Source organism: Arthrobacter sp. B1I2 (assembly GCF_030816485.1).
Lineage (GTDB): Bacteria > Actinomycetota > Actinomycetes > Actinomycetales > Micrococcaceae > Arthrobacter.
Genome location: NZ_JAUSYC010000002.1, coordinates 76,137 through 96,161, shown reverse-complemented (window position 1 = coordinate 96,161; position 20,025 = coordinate 76,137). Strand labels below are relative to the sequence as shown.

The window sequence follows — 20,025 nt, the reverse complement described above, 5'->3', positions numbered from 1 at the left end:
GGTGGACCCGATGTCCTTGGCCCTTGTTGCCTGGACCGCTGCCGCAGGAGGCGTCGGATCGGCCGTCCACTCACAGAGGGGATACGTTCAAGCTCCGGAAGGCCAGACACAGGGTGCCGCCGCGACCCGGCGTGCCATCGAACACCGCACTGCTCTGATGCCAACGTTGCTGCTTCGCTACCTGGCGCCGGTGCGTGCTTTCAGCGTTTCCAGGAAGGCGTTCAAAGCTTTGCGTCCCTCAGGTATGGGAAACAAAATGTGAACATGGGGCATCCCCGGATCTTCGAGGTACTGATGGGGCACTTCTTCTTCTGCAAGACGCGTCCGCAGACGGCGGTTTTGGTGAACGAGCAGATCGTCGTCGCCAACGGTGATCCAGGTAAAGGGGAGGTCGGCAAGGCGTCCGTGCAACGGGCTGACGCGGGGATCGTCAAGAGCCAGCGCACCGGCGTAGGCTTTCGCGGACTGTCGGAGCCTATGGAGGTCCAGCATGGGATCTTCAGCGGTCTCTTCGCGCCAGTCGGACATTGTCAGGTCAACCCAAGGCGCGAACATGCCGAGCATCGCGGGCATCGGCAGGCCTGACGCGGCGGCCGCTTGCACCGTTGCCAGGGCAAGCCCGCCACCGGCTGAATCGCCGGACACGGTCACGGCTGCAGGGGCCCAGACGGAAATCAGTTTTTCGTACATGGCATGCCCAACAGCCACTGTTGTTTCGGCCGTTTGCCGGGGCGCCAACCGGTAGGCGGGTATCCACACCTCGGCATCGGCGTCCTTGACCATTCGGGCGCCGAGTGTCCAAGTGCCTACCGATGTGTCTTCAATGTAGCCGCCGCCGTGAAAATACAGAACGGCCCTTCTCGGCTCCCTTCGTTTGGGCCTCAAGCGGAAAACGACTGTGTCTGCAATCATCATCCGTGTTACTGCCAGGCCTGATAGAGCCGAGCGGGTGGGGGTTGGGTCAGGTCTGCCATCAACTTCCTCCGCTTGATATTTAGCGACGGTAGCAGCGATGTCGCTGGTGTTCTTGGTGCGGAGCAGGATGGAGCGCATCAGGCGACTGTGCAGGGAAGGCCGGGGTGAGGTAAGTGTTTTCATGTGCTACTCCGTAAAGGTGTGGTTTCCGTGCCCGACCGTGTACCGCGTCCCGGAGGGCATGACGACCTGGGCGGTGCAGCCGGCAGGAACTCTCACGTCCAGAGTGAACGTACTGTTCTGGATGTGCCATGAGCTGGTGATCGTTCCGCGCGCGGTGCGCATGGTGGCCCGCGCCCACCTCAGTCCGTGTCCGGGCTTGGGCTCGATGCTGAATTGCTCGTACCCGGGGTAGTTTTCGTCGGGACGGATACCCGCGATGTATTCGTGCAGGAACGTGATTACCGCTCCTTTGGAGTAGTGATTCAGCGACTCATGTGGGATCCCGTCCTCGCTGATTCCTTCCCATGATTCCCAGATCGTGGTTGCTCCCCTGTTGAGCATGGTCATCCAACTGGGAGCCGTGTCCTGGAAGAGGAGCTCGTATGCCGTATCTGTTCTGCCGTGATCTGCCAGTACTGGCAGGAGGAAAGGTGTCGAGAGGAAGCCTGTGGACAGGTGGGTGTCCTTTTTCCGGATGAGTTCGACGAGGCGATTGACGGCGTTGGTCTCAAGCTTTGCTGGGATCAGACCGAAAGCGAATCCGCGCACATAGTTCGCCTGTGACTCCACCGTGAGGTGGCCCTCCGCAGTGAGGTACTCGGTCCGCCAGGCGTTAACAGCATTGGTGTGAAGTTCCCGGTAGTGGTGGGCGAGGTCGTTTCGGCCGAGGACGGCGGCGGCTCTAGAGACAATGTCGGAGGAGCGGGCCATGTATGCGGTGGCCACGATGCCTTTGTCCCCGGCAAAGTCGAAGGCTCCTCCCGGCTCGGCCCATTCTCCCCAGTGGAAGCCTGAGTCCCAGAGGAAGCGTTCATGGGGTGCCGGGTTGGGCCTGATTTCCTGGCGGGATTGGTGGCGTTGGGTTGCGGCGATCCGGGCGGCGTAGTTCACCCATCGGGTCATCATGTCGAAGTTCTCTTTGAGGACGCGGGCATCGCCGTAGGTTACGTAGAGCTGCCAGGGCACGATGGTGGCTGCGTCGCCCCAGCCAGCGGACCCGTCAAAGGAAAGCGGGATTTCTGGGTTGTCGACCACTCCCGTGTTGGGGGCGACGTTGGTGATGCAGCCGTTGTCGAGCTGGTCATCGGCCAGCGATTTCAGCCACTTTCTGGAGAACCCGTAAACATCGTCGAGGAAGGCAGCGCTGCGGACGAAAATTTGGTAGTCGCCGGTATATCCCCAGCGTTCCCGCTGGGGGCAGTCAGTGGGCACATCGCAGGCGTTGGCGCGCCAGCTGGCTTTTGCGATGCGGTGAAGCTGGTTGAGGAGTTCGTCGCTGCAATCGAAGGTGCCGGTAGGGGCCAGGTCAGTGTGCACGAGGATCGCAGCGATATCGGTTGAGTTGAGGTCCTCGGGAAGTCCGTCGACGGCAACATAGCGGAAACCGTGGGTGGTGTGGCGTGGTTCGAACACGTCACGGGAATTCCCGCGGGAGATGACAGTGTCGGTCTGGCCGGTGGGCAGCGGGTTGGGGTCCGGGTATTGGGTGTAGGCCAGGTGTGCGGTAGTGAGGTCACCGGTGCGGTCGAGGGCTTCACCATGGGTAAGAGTGATCCTTGTTCCAGCCGGGCCGAGTGCGGACAACCTGACCCAGCCGTTAAGGTTTTGTCCGAAATCCACAATCTGGCGGCCGCCGGGCAGCTTGGTGATCGCCGTGGGCGCGTACTCCTGAACACGCCGAACGGGTGGCGCCGGCGAAAACGATAGCCGGGACCGGTCCAGGGTCAACGAATCACGTGCGATCCTGACAGGCTGCCATGCAATATTTCCGGCTCTCGTGAAGTCCACGGTCTGCCCGTCCATGAGGTCTGCCGCGGTGATGGGGCCGGTGCCGTATTCCCAGTCAGGTCCTGTAGCGATCCTGATGACGTCGGCTGACGTTTGAACTTCAAGCTGTGCGATAAGAGCGGTACGCGTCCCGAAGTTATCGGGAACCCGGCTGGGTCCGCACCTTCCACGGAACCAGCCATCACTCAGCACCAGGCGCAGTTCGTTCAGGCCCGTGCTCAGCAGACCTGTGACTTCGTGGTCCTGAACGTAGAGCGTTTTGGCGTAACTGCTCAGACCTGGTGACAGCTCCTCATCGCCAACACGAAACCCGTTGATAAAGGCTTCGTAGATCCCGTGCGCCGTTACCGCCAGGCTGGCATGCCATGGCACCTCGTCAAGTGTGAATTTTGTGCGGAACTCGTAAGCCGGGCGTGCGCCCGCTGGAGGGATAGTGTCTTCAGCGGCCTGGATCCAGGCGGCCTTCGCAAGGAGGTCCTGGACGGTGGTATTAGTCTTGGCAGTCAAGGAAGTCTTTCTGCAGTCTGTGGAGTCATGGGTGAATTCAGGAATTGGCCCCGTCTCAATGGCATACGACCTGGCCGCGGCCAAACAACGGTTGAGCCATTTTTTCGGGTAGTGGAGAAGTTGGCGACGACCGTCGCGCCGTCCTCGACGGGGAGCGGGGCGGCACTCCTGGATCCACCCCGCTCCTAAGGGTCGCTCTTTTGGGATGGGTGTCGCAGTCGTTCACTTTAGCCCGCGACTACCTGCGCATTCTGAATGGTCTTTTCAGCGCGAACGTCATCGCTGGCGAAGCCCACCATGACAGTCAGGTCCCCGGCTTCGAGCATTCGATGGTCTTCCGAGATGCTGTAGGCGAGCCGGGTGAGAGGGACTGCGAATTTGAGGGTCTGTTGTTCTCCGGCGGCCAGGGATACCCTCTGGAAGGCGACGAGCTGTCGTACCGGCCGGACGATGACTGCGGCCTCGTCGCGGGCATAGACCTGCAAGACGGTGTCTCCGCTGGTGGCGCCGGTGTTGTGTACCGTGGCACGGACCGTAAGTTCATCAGCTCTTGCCGTTACTTCTTCGAGTGTTGTCTCGAAAGTGGTGTAGCTCAGTCCGTGGCCGAAAGCGAACAGTGGTGAGTTCTCGGGCAGATCCGTGTACCCGTGGCGGGTGCCGGTGGGGTGGTCGTAGCCGCTGCCGTACTTGTGTCCGTGATAGAGGGGTAACTGGCCGAGGTGCCGGGGGAAGCTGGAGGGCAGCTTTCCGCTGGGGTTGGTGTTGCCGAATACGACGTCGGCCAGGGCTGGCCCTGCATGTTCACCGAGCAGTGGGGCGATGATGGTCGCGGCTGACGAGGTGACGACGGCTTCGAGGAGCAGCGGCCTGCCAGTGATGACTATAGTGACGACTTTTTTGCCGAGCCGGGAGAGGGCCTGGATCAGCTGTTCTTGGTTGCCCGGCAGGGAAACCAGGGCGCTGGTGCGTCCCTCCCCTGCTGTGTGGTTGCCGACCCATCCGGTGCGCTCACCGACCACTGCGACCACGGTATCCACATCCTCGAGGCTGAGGGCAAGCTCATCCTCGTTGATGGGCGCGGCGTCCTGGTGAACACTGCCGACCGGGTGGTAGCCCGCTCCCGGGGACGCCTTCCGGATAGCGTCGATAATCGTGGGCGTTTCAGGGTGGATTTCGCGGGCGCGTGCCTCGAATACCGGCTCGATGCCAGGCAGGCGGGTTTGGAAGAGATCGGTGAAGATGGCGTTTGCGGGGTCGATTCCGCGGACTTTGCCGGACATGATCTGCATGATGCCCAAGGGTTGCTCTTCGTTGGCGACCGCCGTGTAAGCCCCGAAGTTGATGCGGATTTCATCGGCCAGTTCACCGACGACAGCGATCCGGCGTGCCGGGTTAAGCGGGAGTGTTCCGTCGTTGTCCAGCAACACGATGCTCTTGTCGGCGATCGTGCGTGTCAGGGCCGCGGCGTCCTTGGGCTGAGGGTCCCGGGCTGGCTGGAGTTTGGGCCGTGGTGTCATATCCGGGATCAGCCCGAGTCGGGCTTTGAGTGTCAGGACACGTTCGACGGCGGTGTCCAGGACGTGTTCGGCCAGACGGCCACTGGCGATTTCATCGCGCAGGGACCCGAATGTTTCGTTGCCTGGGAGTTCGACGTCGAGCCCGGCTGTCAATGCCTGAGCTGCCGCTTGGCCGGCGGTTGCGGCGGTGTGGTACGTCTTCAATAGCATGCTGACGGCATCGTAGTCGCTCACGACAAGGCCGCTGAAGCCGAGCTGTCCGCGGAGGAAGTCGGTGAGCAGCCATGAATCGGCAACGGAGGGGGTCCCGTCAATCTCGTTGTAGGAGTTCATGACCAATGAGAGGCCTGCCTCAGTGATGGCGCGGCGGAAGGGCTCCGCGTAGACATCTGCGATGGTCCGCCGGCCCAAGGATGCCATTGCCTGATTAAGGGCGCCTTCGGATGCTCCGTAACCCACAAAATGCTTGGCGGCACAGAGCACACCGGAGTCGTTATGTTGTCCTTGTACCCCCCGGATGTAGGCGGTCCCGATCTGTGCAATGAGTTCAGGGTCTTCGCCGTAAGTTTCGTGAACGCGGCCCCAGCGGGGGTCCCTTGCGACGTCCAGGACGGGAGCGAATGCCAGATGGACCCCGGCAGCGCGCATTTGCCCTCCCACCATGGAGCCGACTTGACCAACAAGCTCAGGTTCCCAGGTGGTTGCCTGCGCCCATGCCGTGGGGAATTGGAAGCCTTGGGCGTGCAGGAATCCGTTCACGCCTTCTCCGTGGATCAAGGCGCCTATCCCAAAGGGGCTGGTTTGCCTGGCGTGTTCCTGAAGCTCCGCTAGGTCCTGTTTGAGACCCCCAAAGGAGGGGTTCAGCAGCCAAGTGAGGGATACATGGCCGACACCGTGAGGGCGAAGTTGGGTGATCCTGGACAGATCAAAGCGGGTCATGGTGGTAGCCGCTTCTGCGTTGGGGTTTGTGTCTAAGAGATCGAAAATGGTGATGCCGTGGAGCTGGGCGATTTTCTCTTCCAGGTCGAGGCGCTGGACCAGTGCGGGAATATCAGTCATAGAGATGTCCTAATTGGAGGCTGTGATGCGTCAGCGAGGTTGTCATAGAGGGAAAGCGATGCACGCCGACGGTGGCGCCTGCGGGTAGTTGGACGCTAAGAATGCCGGATCCCGGGTTCAGCTTCCGGTGGTGATTTGGTCGAAGGGGTATCAATGGTTACTGAAGCGGGGGTGAGCCCGGCTCGGGGGACGGGCGATTTTGCTCAGCGGCAGCCCGGCCGGCCGGGCTAAGTCCGCGGATTCCTGAGATGAACCATTCGACCACCGCGCCGAGTGGCGGGTTCGGATCAGAGGAGGAAGCACCTCGAGCTCATAGCTGATTTGGCGGTCCCGTCGGGACCGGGGCCCTCCAACTGCAGTCGGGACATGGTTAGCGGTATCAGTCGGATGGTTCAGCCTGTCGACCCTCAGCCCGTGTCAGGCGAGTGTCCCCGGCGCCTGCAACGGATGGGAGTTCGTCACGCGCCGGCCGCTCCCGGCAGAGATCACCTCTGGCGCGATGTCTGTAAGTGGGCATGCAAGACTCCGATGTCGTCCGGACCGCGGGTACGCGGTTTTCCTGTGCTCGGAAGACTAGCACGCGCTAGCCAAGACGTAAAGAGTGTGTGTTCTGCCGACCAGCGGCAGAACGCATGAAGCTTTCTCGGCCGGGGACATAGCCCATGATGTCAGTCTCATGGCATCCCGCAGGCGATGGGCGAGTGCCGGACGCGCCAGGCGGAAGAGATGTCAGTGCGCCGTGAGCGGGTTGTCGGTCGATGACTCCCGCGGTCAGGTGGATTCGCGTCGAACGAGGGTGGCAATGGGTGTGGGGTCCTCGGCGGGTGTGACCCGTCCGTCGACGGCAGCCAGGGCATTCATGGCGATTTGACGGCCCAACCCTTCTATGTCGAACCTTATGCTGGAGAGGCTAGGGACGAAGAGCTCGGCCCAGGGATTGTCATCATGGCCGACGACGGCCAGATCGCCCGGCACGGCGACGTTCTCCCGGATGGCGGCGGCGACGACGGCTGCGGCAGTTTCGTCGTTATAGGCAACCACGCCGGTAATGCCGGCTGCCAGCCACTCTTTGAGGGCCAGCTGCGCCGATGAATCATGCAAACTGATGTAGCGGTGGCCCGGTGCTGTCAGGCCCAGCTTTGCCGCGCAGTCCTTGACTACCGCGAACCGGGCTTCGATGATGCGTGCCAGGCGGGCATCATCCGGGGCCGCGAAGGCGACCCTGCGATGCCCCAAACCGGCAAGGTGCTGCACTTGAAGCTCGGGCCCCGCGATGATACTCGGCCCCGTTTCCCACGATGCCGGCTCGGACGACGGGTCGGGAATGATCGCGGAGATACCGCTGGCCCGCATCGAGGTGAGATCGCGTTCGGAAAACGGGAGCAGGCCCATCACCACGTCGGGGTCAAGGACTTCCCAGAGAGGCCTGACTGTTTCGCTCTCGTGCAGCGTATACGTCACCAGGGAATAGCCGGCCTCCTCCAGGACTCTGGAAGCTTCTGCAATATGCTGGCCCAAAGTGTGCTCGACCGGCCAGTCGGGCAGCGCCAGCAGGATAATTTTGCTGCGCCCCCGCGCGAGGGCCTGGGCCGCACTATGCGGCCGGTAGCCAAGGCGCTCCGCCTCAGCAAAGACCCGCTGCCGCGTTCCCTCAGAGATTGTCTGGCCCCGCGTGTTGTTGAGGACAAAGCCCACCGTCGCCCTGGAAATGCCCAACGACCTCGCCACATCCGCCGCTGTCACTCGCCGATTCTTAGCCTCTACGCCCATATCGCCAATACTACCTTGCGCGCGCTAGTTTGCTCGGGTACCATCGATCGAGCTAGCCCGCGCTAGCGATACGCATCACCTTCTTCGCATCGACAACGGAGTCACATAATGAATTCTCCAATAGGCAACACCGCGCATTCCGACGCACCTTTGCCTCACCCTCTCCCCCAGCTGGATGTCTTCCCGGAGTCCCCTGAGGCTGCAGCGACACCATCGGCAGAGCGGTTAACTCCCGTTGGCAAGAAATACATCTGGTTGATGGTGCTCGCCCAGTTCGGCGTGTTCGTCGCCTTCATCACGCCATTGGCCATTTCCCTGGCCATCCGGCTGAGCCAGCTGGCACCGGGACGGGAGGAATACCTCGGCTACATCACCGGTGCAGGTGCTTTCGCCGTCATGCTCACCGCCCCATTCTTGGGGGTAGCAAGTGACCGGACCCGTACCCGGCTCGGCCGCCGCCGCCCCTTCATGATCGGCGGCACGATCCTCGGAGTCATCTCCCTGGTTGTCATGGCCGTTGCCCCCAACGTACTTGTATTGGGAGCAGGATGGATCCTCGCCCAGCTTGGCTGGGGCCAGGTACTGAGCAACCTGCAGATTTCCACTGCTGACCGCCTGCCGGAGAGCCAACGCGGCAAGGTTGCCGGCCTTACCGGCTTTGCCACCCAGGTGGCACCCGTCGTCGGCGTGGTCCTCGCCGGCAGCTTCACCACCAACAACCTGCTGCTCTTCCTTGTTCCCGGAGCCATCGGCGTACTCTTGACCCTCCTGTTCGTTCTCCTGGTGCACGAAAAGGACAGCCGGGGCAACACCTTCGAGGAAAAGCTCAACCTGGGCGGTTTGCTCCGGAAATATCTTTACAACCCGAAGCAGTACCCCGACTTCTCCTGGAACTGGCTGGGGCGCTTCCTGTTCTACTTTGGCCTGACCCTGAACACCACGTTCACCGCGTTCTTCTTCGCTTCACGCCTCGGGGTCAGCGTCACCGAGGTGGCGGGCATCATCGCCATTCTCTCCATGGCCGGGATCCTCGCCACGACCGCCGGTGCCATCGGCGGCGGCTTCATCTCGGACAAACTGCGGCGCAGGCGCGCCTTTATCTTCGGTTCCGGCATCATCTTTGGCGCCGGCGCGATTGTCATGGCGTTCGCCACCGACATGCCAATGCTCGTGGTCGGCTCCCTCCTTGGATCCCTTGGAATCGGCGCGTTCTCCGCAGTGGACCAGGCCCTTCTCCTGGACGTCCTTCCCGAACGGGATACGGACGCGGGACGATTCATGGGCATCACAGGGTTTGCCACCTCCATCCCCCAGTCGATCGCGCCGCTTATCGCCCCGCTGTTCCTCGCTGTCGGGGTGAGCGCCTCAGGGGAAAAGAACTACCTCCTGCTGTACGTCATAGCCGCCGCGTGCACGATCCTAGGCGGCCTGGTCGTCCTCCGTATCCGCTCCGTCCGCTAAACCATCCACGTCTTATTTGAGGAATCCGTTATGCCCCGCAACTGGACCGGCCAGTTCATCACCCCCACCACCTGCCACGGCCAGGAGAACGACCCAGCCGTCTACTTCCGCCGCGAATTCGACGTTCCCGAACTCCCTGTACGCGCCACCCTGCACATCACCGCACTGGGACTTGTCGAACCCCACCTGAACGGGGCAGCAGTGGGCGATGAAGTCCTCGCTCCCGGCTGGACCTCATACAAGCACCGCCTGGCCGTCAGCACCCACGACGTCACAGAAGTGATCACCCTGGGAGCGAACGCCCTCGGCGCCATTGTGGGTCAGGGATGGGCTATGGGCCGGCTGGGCTGGGAGGACAAGCGGCACCACTACACTGATCGCCCGGCGCTCTTCCTGGAATTGGTCCTGGAGTATGCCCACCGGACTGAAACAGTCACGAGCGACGGCTCCTTCCGGGCAGGCACCGGGGGCGTTCGGGCCAACAGTCTTTACGACGGGGAAGACTTCGACGCCCGGCTCGAATCCGACGGCTGGGACCAGCCCGGGTTCGACGACTCGACCTGGAATCCAGTTGAGGTCTTTGACTGGCCCCTTGAGGCGCTGTTCGAAGCCACGGCCGATCCGATCCGCCGGATCGAGGAAATCGCCCCGGTGGAGATCCTCACCACCCCCAGCGGCAAGACCGTAGTGGACTTCGGACAGATCATCTCCGGCTGGGTGCGCCTGACGGTCCAGGGCGCGACCGGTACCGTGGTCACGCTCCGGCACGCCGAAGTGATGACCCACGGCGAGATCGATGTCGAAACCCTGCGCACCGCAAAGGCGACCGACAGGTACACGCTCCGCGGAGGGAAGCCCGAAACCTGGGAGCCGAAGTTCACCTTCCACGGCTTCCGTTACGTCGAGATCGACGGCTGGCCCGGCACCCCCGACAATGATTCGCTGCGGGCGATCGTGGTGCACTCGGACATGCGCCGCGCCGGCTGGCTGGAAACCTCAAACCCGCTGCTGAACCAGCTGCACGCCAACGCGGTCTGGTCCATGCGGGACAACTTCGTCGGCGTTCCCACGGACTGCCCGCAGCGCGACGAACGCCTGGGCTGGACCGGTGACCTGAACGCCTTCGCCCCCACAGCAGCGTTCCTCTACGACGTACGCGCCGTACTGGGATCCTGGCTGGAGGACCTCGCCGCGGAACAGGCGGAAAAGGGCTTCGTGCCGTGGGTGGTTCCCGACGTCCTGTCCACCCCGTCCTCCCCCACAGCACTGTGGAGCGATGTCGCGGTCAGCCTGCCCTGGGCCCTCTACCGCGAATACGGTGACGAGACCATCCTCGCCAACGCCTATGACTCCATGACAGCCTTCATCCGCCAGGTCGCAGGCCTGCTGGACGAGAACGGATTGTGGAGCAGCGGCTTCCAATATGGTGACTGGCTGGACCCGGACGCCCCCATGGACAACCCGGCAGGCGGGAAAACCGACAGGCACCTCGTCGCCTCGGCCTACCTGTGCCGCACCACCCGCGAAATGGCCGATACCGCCAGGATCCTAGGCCGGGCAGCGGACGCCGAAGAATTTACGGCCCTCGCGGCACGTGTCAGGGAGGCGTTCCTCAACGAATACGTCACCAGGAACGGACGCTTGGTCGACCAAACCGCCACCGCATATGCCCTGGCGATCACATTCGGAATCCTTGACACCGAACAGCAGAAGGTCGCAGGAAAAGTCCTCGCCGCCACCGTGGCCAAATCCGGCTACCGGATCTCCACCGGGTTCGCCGGCACTCCCCTGGTCACCGACGCGCTCTCCATGACCGGCCACCTCGACGAGGCCTACCTCCTCCTGCTCGAAACCGGCTGCCCGTCGTTCCTGTATCCCATCACCATGGGAGCGACGACCATCTGGGAACGCTGGGACTCCATCCGGCCCGACGGGACCATCAACCCGTCAGGAATGACCTCCCTGAACCACTACGCCCTCGGCGCAGTCGTGGACTGGATGCACCGCACCATCGGCGGGCTCAGCGCGCTCGAGCCCGGCTACCGGCACATGCGCATCGCACCCCAACCCGGCGGCGGACTGACCCGCGCGACGCTGCGCCACGACACCGTCCACGGCGAAGTACGTATCTCCTGGTCCATCACGGACCGAACCGTGTCCCTCGAAGCCACCATCCCGGCCGGAACCACCGCAGAGGTCACGCTCCCGCTGCACCCTGACTCCCAGACAGTCCACATCAGCGGCGGCACCCACGAATGGTCCTACGACCTGGGAGAAGACGCAGCCGCCGATACTGTCTTCACCCTGGATTCAACCCTTGGCCAGATCGCCGGCAACGCCCGGGCCTGGCGCGCTTTCACCGACGCCTTCGCCAGCCACTTCCCGGGAGTGCCCCTGGACGGCCGCGCACCTGAGGCGGCCGTCATGTCCGTCCGCACGATGCTGGACTACGTCCCCGGCGCCTCCGACGAGCTCAAAAACGACCTCACTTCCGCACTCACCTCCGCTTCCCAAGGAACCCACGTATGACCGCCGACATTTCCTTGCTGACTCTCAAACAGAAGGCGTCCCTGCTGTCCGGAAAAGACTTCTGGACGACCAAGAGCATCGATGAGGCCGGCATACCGTCGATCGTCCTGACCGACGGCCCCCACGGGATCCGCCGGCAGGACGCCGAGTCCGACCACCTGGGCATCAACGACAGCCTGCCGTCCACCTGCTTTCCGCCCGCCGTTGCAGTGGGCTCGAGCTGGGATTCGGGCGTGGCCGCCAAGGTGGGTGCCGCCGTCGGCCGTGAAGCCCTCGCTTTCGGCGTGTCCGTCGTCCTGGGGCCGGGCGTGAACATCAAGCGGTCCCCGCTGTGCGGGCGGAACTTCGAGTACTACTCCGAGGACCCCCTGCTCTCCGGCGTGCTCGGATCCGCCCACGTCACCGCCCTCCAGGAAACCGGCCCCGGTGCCTCCCTCAAGCATTTTGCAGCCAACAACCAGGAAACGGAACGGATGCGTATCAGCGCAGACGTGGATGAACGCACCCTGCGCGAAATCTACTTCCCCGCCTTCGAACGCATCGTCACCGAAGCCCGACCCGCCACCGTTATGTGCTCCTACAACAAGGTCAACGGCGTCTACGCCTCCCACAACAAGTGGCTGCTGACCGATGTCCTGCGCGATGACTGGGGCTTCGACGGCGCCGTCGTGTCCGACTGGGGCGCGGTCAGTGACCGCGTCGCAGGCGTCGCCGCCGGGATGGACCTCGAAATGCCAGGCAGCGGCGGAGGCACCGACCAGCAGATCGTCGACGCCGTCCGCGACGGCCGGCTCACCGAAGACCAAGTCGACGACGCCGTACGCCGCGTCCTCGCACTGACCAACCTTCCCGGCGGGGAAGCCACGAACAAGGTGCCAGTTGACCAGCACCACACCCTGGCCCGCGAAGTCGCAGCAGAATCGATCGTGCTGCTGAAAAACCAGGCAGTCCTGCCGCTGGGCGGAGGACAACGCATCGCCGTCATCGGCCCCTTCGCCGTGTCCCCCCGCTTCCAGGGCGGCGGAAGTTCCCACATCAACGCCACCCGGACTGACTCGGCACTAAATGAACTCACGGCCCTCGCAATGGACCACAACGGGACAATCGATTTCGCACCCGGTTTCTCCCTTGAAGAACCGGACGCCGCGATCCTGCAGGATGAAGCTGTAGACCTTGCCCGGACTGCCGACGTCGCCGTGATCTTCGCCGGGCTCAGCGAACGTGAAGAGTCCGAGGGCTTCGACCGGACCGGTCTTGAACTGCCAGCCAACCAGGTCGAACTGATCCGGGCCGTTGCCGCGGCAGCACCGAAAACTGTGGTCGTGCTGTCCAACGGAGGCGTCGTCTCCCTCGAAGGATGGCACGATGACGTCGACGCCATCGTTGAGGGCTGGCTGCTGGGGCAAGCCAGCGGCGGGGCACTCGCCGACGTCCTCTTCGGTATCGTCAACCCCTCCGGGCGGCTTGCCGAAACCATCCCGCTGCGCCTGGAAGACAACCCAAGCTGGCTGAACTTCCCCGGAGAACAGGGACACGTCCGCTACAGCGAAGGAGTCTTCGTCGGCTACCGCTACTACACCACCGCCGGCGTAAAAGTCCGCTACCCGTTCGGGCACGGACTCTCCTACACGACCTTCGACACCTCCGGCTTGGACGTCGAGACGCTTTCCGACGACAGTGTCACCGTCCACGTGACCGTCACCAACACCGGGGACCGGCCCGGCAAGCACGTCGTCCAGGTCTACGTCGCCACAACGGCCGGCCCGGTCCGTCGGCCCCTCCGGGAACTGCGTGCCTTCACCAAAATCAGCCTTGCACCAGGTGAAAGCAAGCAGGTCGCACTGACCCTGGACCGCCGGGCTTTCGCCTACTGGGACATCGAACTGGGCCGCTGGGTGGTACCGGCAGGAACGTACACCGTACAGCTCTGCTCCGACGCCTCCACCGTTGTGGCCGAACAGGACATCACCCTTGCAGGGGACAGCATTATCCGAGAACTGACCCTAGACTCCACCGTCGGGGACTGGTTCGCCCACCCCACCGTCGGCCCGGCACTCATGGCCGGCCTCAGCGCGTCTATGACCGAAGAGCAAGCCCAACAGGCCCAAGAGAACCCAGCCCAACTCAAAATGGTTGAGTCCATGCCCATGCAGCAGTTCCTGGCCTTCACCAACGGAGCCTTCCCACCGGAAGCCCTGCAGTCATTGATGGAGCTCAGCCGGAAGGAACCCGCAGCCTGATGACCACCGCCGCAAACGGAGCCGCCACCAGGACGGCTGCCCGGACCCGTGTTTTCCTCACCGGTGCAACGGGCAACTGGGGACGCGCCACGCTCCGGGAATTCAGGGAACGCGGGGACCGGTTCAGTGTGACTGCGCTCGTGCTGCCCACTAAACGTGACCGGGCCGCGCTGGAGCAATTCAGCGACATGGAAAACCTGGACGTGGTCTGGGGAGACCTCACCGACCCGGCAGCCGTAGAGCGTTGCGTCGCTGATGCCGACATCATCCTGCACGTCGGAGCCGTGGTCTCCCCCCTGGCTGACCAGCACCCCGAACTGGCCCGCAAGGTCAACATCGGCAGCATGCGCAACATCATCCGGGCCGTCAAAAACCAGCCCGATCCGTCCCGGATCAAAGTGGTCGGAGTCGGATCGGTGGCCGAAACCGGGAACCGCGCTGTTCCCCACCACTGGGGCCGCATTGGTGACCCGATCCGCGTCTCAACCTTCGATGAATACGGGCAAACCAAAGTCATCGCAGAGCGGGAACTGGTCGACTCCGGGCTCCCCCGCTGGGCCTGGCTCCGGCAAACCGGGATCTTCCACCCGGACATGCTCACCATCCGCGACCCCATCATGACGCACTCCACCCTGGACGGGGTTATCGAATGGGTATCGGTAGAAGACTCCGCCCGGCTGCTGGCCAACATCTGCGAACCCGCGGTCCCCGAGGAATTCTGGGGCGGGATCTACAACATTGGCGGCGGAGACCCGTGGCGGCTCACCAACTGGGAACTTCAGACCGCCATCGCCGACGCGCTGGGAGTACAGGACATCCGGCGCTGGTACGACCGCAACTGGTTCGCCACCGGAAACTTCCACGGCCACTGGTACACCGACAGCGACCGCCTGCAAGCGCTCGTACCCTTCCGCCAGGACACCTTCCCCGAAGCCCTGTCACGGGCCGTCGCCACCCTGCCCCCTGCCGTAAAGTCCGCCGGGAAAGTCCCCGGCTGGCTCATCAAACACCTGGTCATGAAACCCCTAACCCGACAGCCACGCGGCACCATGCAGGCCATCAGATCGGGCAACCCCACGGAAATCAACGCCCACTTCGGATCCCTCGCCAACTGGCAGTCCATCGGAGACTGGTCCACGTTCCAGCCCCCGATGCCTGACCGGACACCAGTCCTGCTGGATCACGGGTACGACGAAGCCAAAAGACCATCCGAATGGACCGAAACCGACTACAGATCCGCCGCCGAATTCAGAGGCGGCCAACTGCTGACCCATGACATCGCCCCGGGACAATTCACCAGGACCATCCAGTGGAGGTGCGCATTCGGCCACGTCTTCGATGCCAGCCCCCGGCTGGTCCTGACAGCCGGTCACTGGTGCCCCACCTGCGTTGCCGACACTGCCACCTACCCGGACCAAGCCGCGCGGAACCCTTTCCTCGCCCAACTTGTCCAAACCACGGAACAACCAGTCCCGACAGCCGCAGCATCGGGCGGTGCAGCCGGTACACCACAGCGAAAGCCCTGACCCCGCTCAGGAACGATCACAACACCCAGACACGGAACCCCCAAAGAAGCAAGAGACAGGAACGCCGTGAACCCCAACGAAATCACAGTGAACGGGCCCCCGACCGGACCCAGCACCGGCACAACACCAAGCCACTGGCAGCCAGAAGACGATTGGAGCACCTTGGCTGGCTCGCCCGTCGAGGTTCACCATCTCGGAAAGCTGGTAGACCTCGGGACAGTCGAATGCGTGACACACGACGGAAGCCTCCTGTGGCTGCAGCAGAACGGGGCGGTACCTCGACGCATCATCGAGAAAGGCCCCGACGTGTACGTCCGCCATGCCTAAGCCGCCCCGCGAAGAAAGGGAACTTGGACGATGGGAACGCCCGATCCAAGAACCGGAACTCAGGGGCATCTTTTGGTCCAAACAGCAAGACGTTGCCGCGCTGCTCCAGACAAGTCCAGGCGTTCTAAATGGTTTGTTCCTGCAGGACGTCATGCCGGAGTACACCCCAACCGGACGTCAGGGGGTCGCTGAAATACCGTCAGGCTAGAGTCCTTCAAGGCATTTCTATACTCCCCTGACCAAGAGTCATAGATTCCAAACTGACAGATGGCCCCCTGAGGTCATATCTGCACCCTGTCCTCTTACGGGCTTGAGGAAAGTTGAACCCGTCCAGGAACTCGATGGTGTCGTGCAAAACGCTCGGCTGGACGACTCCAGCCGAGCGTTTCGCATGATCTACTCTTGGCTACTTAACTCATTCACCAGTGGGTCGTAGCGACCCGTAATATCCACCTTTGGACGGGGCGCTTCCGTGCCGTCCTGCTTTAGGCTTCCACCACCGAGTTAGGTGCGGCTTTTGCCTCGAGTGCCTCGGCGGCGGCGCGGCGCTTCAACAGCAGTGTGAAGTACATTGCGGCCCCGGCACCGATCAGGCCGATCACCGCCGTCACGACAAAGTAGACGCTGTTTGCTCCCCCTACATTCTCGCCGAAGTTCGTGTAGATCGCGCTGCTGATTTGCGGCAGGACAATGTCGGGCAAGTAGCCGAAGAAGGAGATGATCCCGATCGCGATACCTGTCACCGCAACCGGCACACGGCACTCATCGAGAATGGACCAGTACACGCCTCGTACCACGTACATCACCAGACCGGCCGCCACAATCAGCACGTAGATTAGGCCGATCGGTGACCCGCCCGGCAGCACTGCGAGGGCAATCATTAGTGCCGCAGTGAGCGCCATGGCAAGCGTTAGCACTCTGGATCGGCCGAACTTGTCTGCGAGGAATCCACCGCCAAATCCACCGATCGGCCGCATCCAGAGAACGATCACTGTTACGACGCCTGCGCCCACTTGTGATACTCCATGGTTAACGTTCAAGAAGCCCGAGAAGTAGTAGTGCCCCCAGAACAACGTGTACCCGCAGAAGAGGATGACGATCATCACCCACACCTCGCGAATCTTCAGAATCCCCGCAATCGCGGTAAACGTCGACTTGACGTTTACCTTGCTCTGCGCGTCCGCCTTTATCTCCTTATCGCGGCCACCCGGCATGAGGAAGAACAAGCCGACGGCGATCACGATAATCGCAATGCAGTACATGTAGACGACCGCATGGAAGCCAGCACGCGTTGCCGCCCCGTCGGCCCCATCCGGGCCGGCAGCCAGCGAGAACACGATGACCGCGGCGCTTGCCAGGATCGCCTCCACCAGGCCGCGGCCGCCGTCCAGTGCACCAAAATAGCGGCCTTCTTCGTTCGCATCTGCGAGCAAGTTCACTGTCTTCAGAATCGCGCTCCAGAACGTGAAGACCGTCGCGAAACCCCAGATGAGATAGATGTACACCAAAGAGGACTTGTCAGGGACTTGCGCGTACCACAGGCCGGTGCCAGCCGTTAGCAGCAACGAGAAGATGATGAGGAACTTGACCGGGAACCGATCGGCCAACCATCCACTGGGCAGATACCCGATGACGAAAATAATGCCGAGCATCGAATACAGGTTGGCCAGCTCCGCCTGGTTCATGTCGAACGAGATGAGGATGGTCTTTTCGAAGTTCTGGCGCAAATAGACCAACGGATAGATTGATCCCGCGGCGAGGATCAAAAGGACTAGCTCGAAAATCTTCCTTGATTGGGCGAGCTTGGGCATGTCGTCATACTCCTATTGTTCGGACAGAATGTTGTGAGTGCGTTCGAGGATCGCATCGGTCTCCGCAGAGATATCCGAATAGACCGCGCCGAGTTTTCGGTATAGCTGCGCGCGGGCCGCGTCGGGCCTGAACCCGTCGGCTTCGTGCACCATTCGTGATGTGGCCTCATCGATGTCGCGGTAGATGCCGCATGCGACCGCCACACAAATCGCGGCCCCCAACCCGGCCGCATTGCGTACTTCATTGCGCACGACGGGCAGATTGAACATATCGGCGAAGATTTGCATCCCCACATCGCTGTTTGAACCACCACCGGAGATGACGAGCTTTTCGACCTGGATGCCGAGCTCGGCTTCCATGTCCGCTACATTCTGTTTCATCCGGAACGAAATACCCTCCAGAATCGCACGGTACATATGCGCGTATCCGTGGCGTTCATCGAAGCCGATGAACATTCCCTTTTTGTGCGGCTGCGTTGGCGAGGCCAGCCAGTCGAGGACGCACATGAGGCCGTCGCACCCTGCCGGAACTTGAGCGGCAAGGGCATTCAGATGTTGTTCAGGAGACACCCCTGCATCTGACGCTGCCTGCGCGATCTCGGTGCCGACCAGGTTTCGCAGCCACGTCACGGTCCACATTCCGCGGCGGATGCCTGCACTCTCGTAAATGTAGCGCTTCGGCTCCGATGCGAAGTTTGTGAAATAGCTCTGTGGCTCCGCCACGAAGTCTTCGCCGACGACCATGCCGGCGATGTACGTGCCGAGCGAGATGAGCGCGGTGCTCCCGTCGCGCAGACCCGCGCCGAGCGCCTCGGTTGCCTTGTCGTTTGCGGTGTGCACGACAGGAAGGCCAGCGGGAATGCCGGTCTCGGCAGCGAACGCATCTGTAAGGTATCCGCCGATCTCCCCCGGCATCTGCAGCTTGTAGAGCATGTTGTGTGGCACGTTGAATGAATCGAAGGTTTCCTGGTCGGCGAACCAGTTCCATGTGTTCACGTCCATGGGCCACGGGCCGATGTAGTTAGCCGCGGTGTCCGTGCGGTTTCCTGTCAGCCGTCCCATCAGATACCCCGACGTGGTTGTCACATAGGCGACTTCGTCGTTCGTGTGCTCGTACGGGCGTGACAGACGATGGTCCATCCAACTCTGCACCGGCTCGGCGAGGGTGCCGTCTGCGCGCACCAAGGCGCGGCAGCACCGAATCGTGCAGAGCCCCACCCCGACGATGTCAGCTACGTCGCCGGTGAAGGCGGTGAGTGCTCGGCGCGCCGCAGCCACGATAGTGTCATACAGGTCATCGTCAGGGTGTTCGGCTATGCCGGGCTTGGGGGTGTGCATCGGCGCCAAAGCTTCAGCGGCCTCGCTTACGATCCGGCCCTCTGTGTCGAAAATGAGCACCTTCGAGCTCTGCGAGCCGCCGTCTATGCCCACGATGTACTTCTTTGTCATCTGTTAGTCGCTATCCTCCGGCGCTCAGCGCACCAGGTATCCGCCGTCGACGCTCAAAATATGACCGTTGACGTAGTCCGAGGCGCGGCTGGCCAAGAACGCCGTTGCACCCATGAGGTCCTGCGTTTGCCCCCAGCGTCCCGCCGGGACGTGATCCATTACGCGCTGGTTGGCTTGGACGTTTGCCCGGGTCTCAGTGGTCAGTGCGGTGGCGTAGTATCCGGGTGCGATTCCGTTGACTTGGATGCCGAACGGAGCGAGCTCGTCGCAATAAGCCTTCGTCAGCCCGGCAATGCCGTGTTTGGTCGCCGCGTAGGCCGGCGACCACTGGCCGCCCAGGAACGAGAAAACCGAGCAGATATTGATGATTTTGCCGCTGCGCTGGGGCACCATATGCTGCGCTACTGCGTGTGACATCTCAAAGGCTGCGGTGAGGTTAAGGGCCACCATCGGATCCCACTGCGCGCGGGTAAATTTCAACACGTCGGGCTCGTTGATGCCCCGGCCCGCGCAATTAATAAGTATGTCGACGCTGCCGAAATCATCGATGCACGCATCTACCACGCGCTTCGGGTTTCCCTCGGCAGTGATATCGGAGCGAAGGTAGGAGTAACGGGACCCTGCATCTTCCACGAGTGTGGCGGTGGTGCCGTCATCGGGCATAATGCTGGCCGCGAGGACGTTCGCACCCATTTTCGCCAGCGCCAGGGTGAAGGCCTGACCGAGCCCTGTATTGCCGCCGGTGACGATCGCGTTTTTCCCTTTTAGGGAAAAAAAGTCCGCGCCAAAATCGGCGATGTTCATGTCGTTCATGAGTGCCTGTCAATTAGTTGGAATAGGGAGCTGTTTTGAGGGAGTGTGGCCGGGGCCACCTGGGTCCCGGCACTATACCCGTAGGGTTCTC

The 20,025-nt window shown here is 62.4% G+C and carries 11 protein-coding genes; 4 read left to right on the top strand and 7 right to left on the bottom strand.

All coding sequences use genetic code 11. From position 1 onward, the window contains the following. Nucleotides 1–177: 177 nt before the first annotated feature. The 4 genes from QFZ57_RS20415 to QFZ57_RS20400 form a co-directional block, all read right to left on the bottom strand. Nucleotides 178–1,098: an alpha/beta hydrolase fold domain-containing protein gene (locus QFZ57_RS20415; RefSeq protein ID WP_306901737.1), complete on the bottom strand. Its 921-nt coding sequence runs from the start codon at nt 1,096–1,098 to the stop codon at nt 178–180. 3 nt (nt 1,099–1,101) lie between these two features. After that, a complete protein-coding gene (locus QFZ57_RS20410) occupies nt 1,102–3,432 on the bottom strand; it encodes a family 78 glycoside hydrolase catalytic domain (RefSeq protein WP_306901736.1) in 2,331 nt (776 codons plus the stop codon). A 227-nt stretch (nt 3,433–3,659) separates the two neighbouring features. Continuing rightward, entirely contained in the window at nt 3,660–6,008 is a 2,349-nt protein-coding gene (locus QFZ57_RS20405) for a glycoside hydrolase family 3 N-terminal domain-containing protein (protein WP_306901734.1), read from the bottom strand. 771 nt (nt 6,009–6,779) lie between these two features. Next, complete coding sequence (locus QFZ57_RS20400; RefSeq protein WP_306901733.1) at nt 6,780–7,751, bottom strand: LacI family DNA-binding transcriptional regulator; 972 nt, start codon at nt 7,749–7,751, stop codon at nt 6,780–6,782. A 135-nt stretch (nt 7,752–7,886) separates the two neighbouring features. Here QFZ57_RS20400 and QFZ57_RS20395 point away from each other — a divergent pair, with 135 nt between their 5' ends. Genes QFZ57_RS20395 through QFZ57_RS20380 form a run of 4 tightly spaced genes read left to right on the top strand, consistent with a single transcriptional unit; the run spans nt 7,887 to nt 15,534 of the window. After that, entirely contained in the window at nt 7,887–9,239 is a 1,353-nt protein-coding gene (locus QFZ57_RS20395) for an MFS transporter (protein ID WP_306901732.1), read from the top strand. A 30-nt stretch (nt 9,240–9,269) separates the two neighbouring features. Continuing rightward, nucleotides 9,270–11,768, top strand: a complete 2,499-nt coding sequence (locus QFZ57_RS20390; protein WP_306901731.1) for a glycoside hydrolase family 78 protein — start codon at nt 9,270–9,272, stop codon at nt 11,766–11,768. Further along, nucleotides 11,765–14,008: a glycoside hydrolase family 3 C-terminal domain-containing protein gene (locus QFZ57_RS20385; protein WP_306901730.1), complete on the top strand. Its 2,244-nt coding sequence runs from the start codon at nt 11,765–11,767 to the stop codon at nt 14,006–14,008. Before QFZ57_RS20390 ends, QFZ57_RS20385 begins: the two co-directional genes overlap by 4 nt. After that, a complete protein-coding gene (locus QFZ57_RS20380; protein ID WP_306901729.1) occupies nt 14,008–15,534 on the top strand; it encodes an NAD-dependent epimerase/dehydratase family protein in 1,527 nt (508 codons plus the stop codon). The genes QFZ57_RS20385 and QFZ57_RS20380 overlap by 1 nt, the downstream gene beginning before the upstream one ends. Nucleotides 15,535–16,346: 812 nt before the next feature. On the opposite strand, the gene QFZ57_RS20375 is transcribed toward QFZ57_RS20380, so the two are convergent. From QFZ57_RS20375 to QFZ57_RS20365, 3 genes are read right to left on the bottom strand one after another with little or no spacing between them, the layout of a single operon-like run. Then, the gene (locus tag QFZ57_RS20375; protein WP_306901728.1) at nt 16,347–17,672 is read right to left on the bottom strand and encodes an MFS transporter; all 1,326 of its coding nucleotides are present in this window, start codon (nt 17,670–17,672) and stop codon (nt 16,347–16,349) included. 12 nt (nt 17,673–17,684) lie between these two features. After that, nucleotides 17,685–19,121, bottom strand: a complete 1,437-nt coding sequence (locus QFZ57_RS20370; RefSeq protein WP_306901727.1) for an FGGY-family carbohydrate kinase — start codon at nt 19,119–19,121, stop codon at nt 17,685–17,687. A 24-nt stretch (nt 19,122–19,145) separates the two neighbouring features. After that, on the bottom strand, nt 19,146–19,934 hold the full coding sequence (locus QFZ57_RS20365; RefSeq protein WP_306901726.1) for an SDR family NAD(P)-dependent oxidoreductase: 789 nt from the start codon (nt 19,932–19,934) through the stop codon (nt 19,146–19,148). Nucleotides 19,935–20,025 lie beyond the last annotated feature (91 nt).

What these genes read in the sequence shown, in the direction of transcription:
- QFZ57_RS20415 (WP_306901737.1), bottom strand. Translation starts at nt 1,098, where the DNA reads ATGAAAACACTTACCTCACCCCGGCCTTCCCTGCACAGTCGCCTGATG.
- QFZ57_RS20385 (WP_306901730.1), top strand. Translation starts at nt 11,765, where the DNA reads ATGACCGCCGACATTTCCTTGCTGACTCTCAAACAGAAGGCGTCCCTG.
- QFZ57_RS20375 (WP_306901728.1), bottom strand. Translation starts at nt 17,672, where the DNA reads ATGCCCAAGCTCGCCCAATCAAGGAAGATTTTCGAGCTAGTCCTTTTG.
- QFZ57_RS20405 (WP_306901734.1), bottom strand. Translation starts at nt 6,008, where the DNA reads ATGACTGATATTCCCGCACTGGTCCAGCGCCTCGACCTGGAAGAGAAA.
- QFZ57_RS20395 (WP_306901732.1), top strand. Translation starts at nt 7,887, where the DNA reads ATGAATTCTCCAATAGGCAACACCGCGCATTCCGACGCACCTTTGCCT.
- QFZ57_RS20390 (WP_306901731.1), top strand. Translation starts at nt 9,270, where the DNA reads ATGCCCCGCAACTGGACCGGCCAGTTCATCACCCCCACCACCTGCCAC.
- QFZ57_RS20365 (WP_306901726.1), bottom strand. Translation starts at nt 19,934, where the DNA reads ATGAACGACATGAACATCGCCGATTTTGGCGCGGACTTTTTTTCCCTA.
- QFZ57_RS20380 (WP_306901729.1), top strand. Translation starts at nt 14,008, where the DNA reads ATGACCACCGCCGCAAACGGAGCCGCCACCAGGACGGCTGCCCGGACC.
- QFZ57_RS20370 (WP_306901727.1), bottom strand. Translation starts at nt 19,121, where the DNA reads ATGACAAAGAAGTACATCGTGGGCATAGACGGCGGCTCGCAGAGCTCG.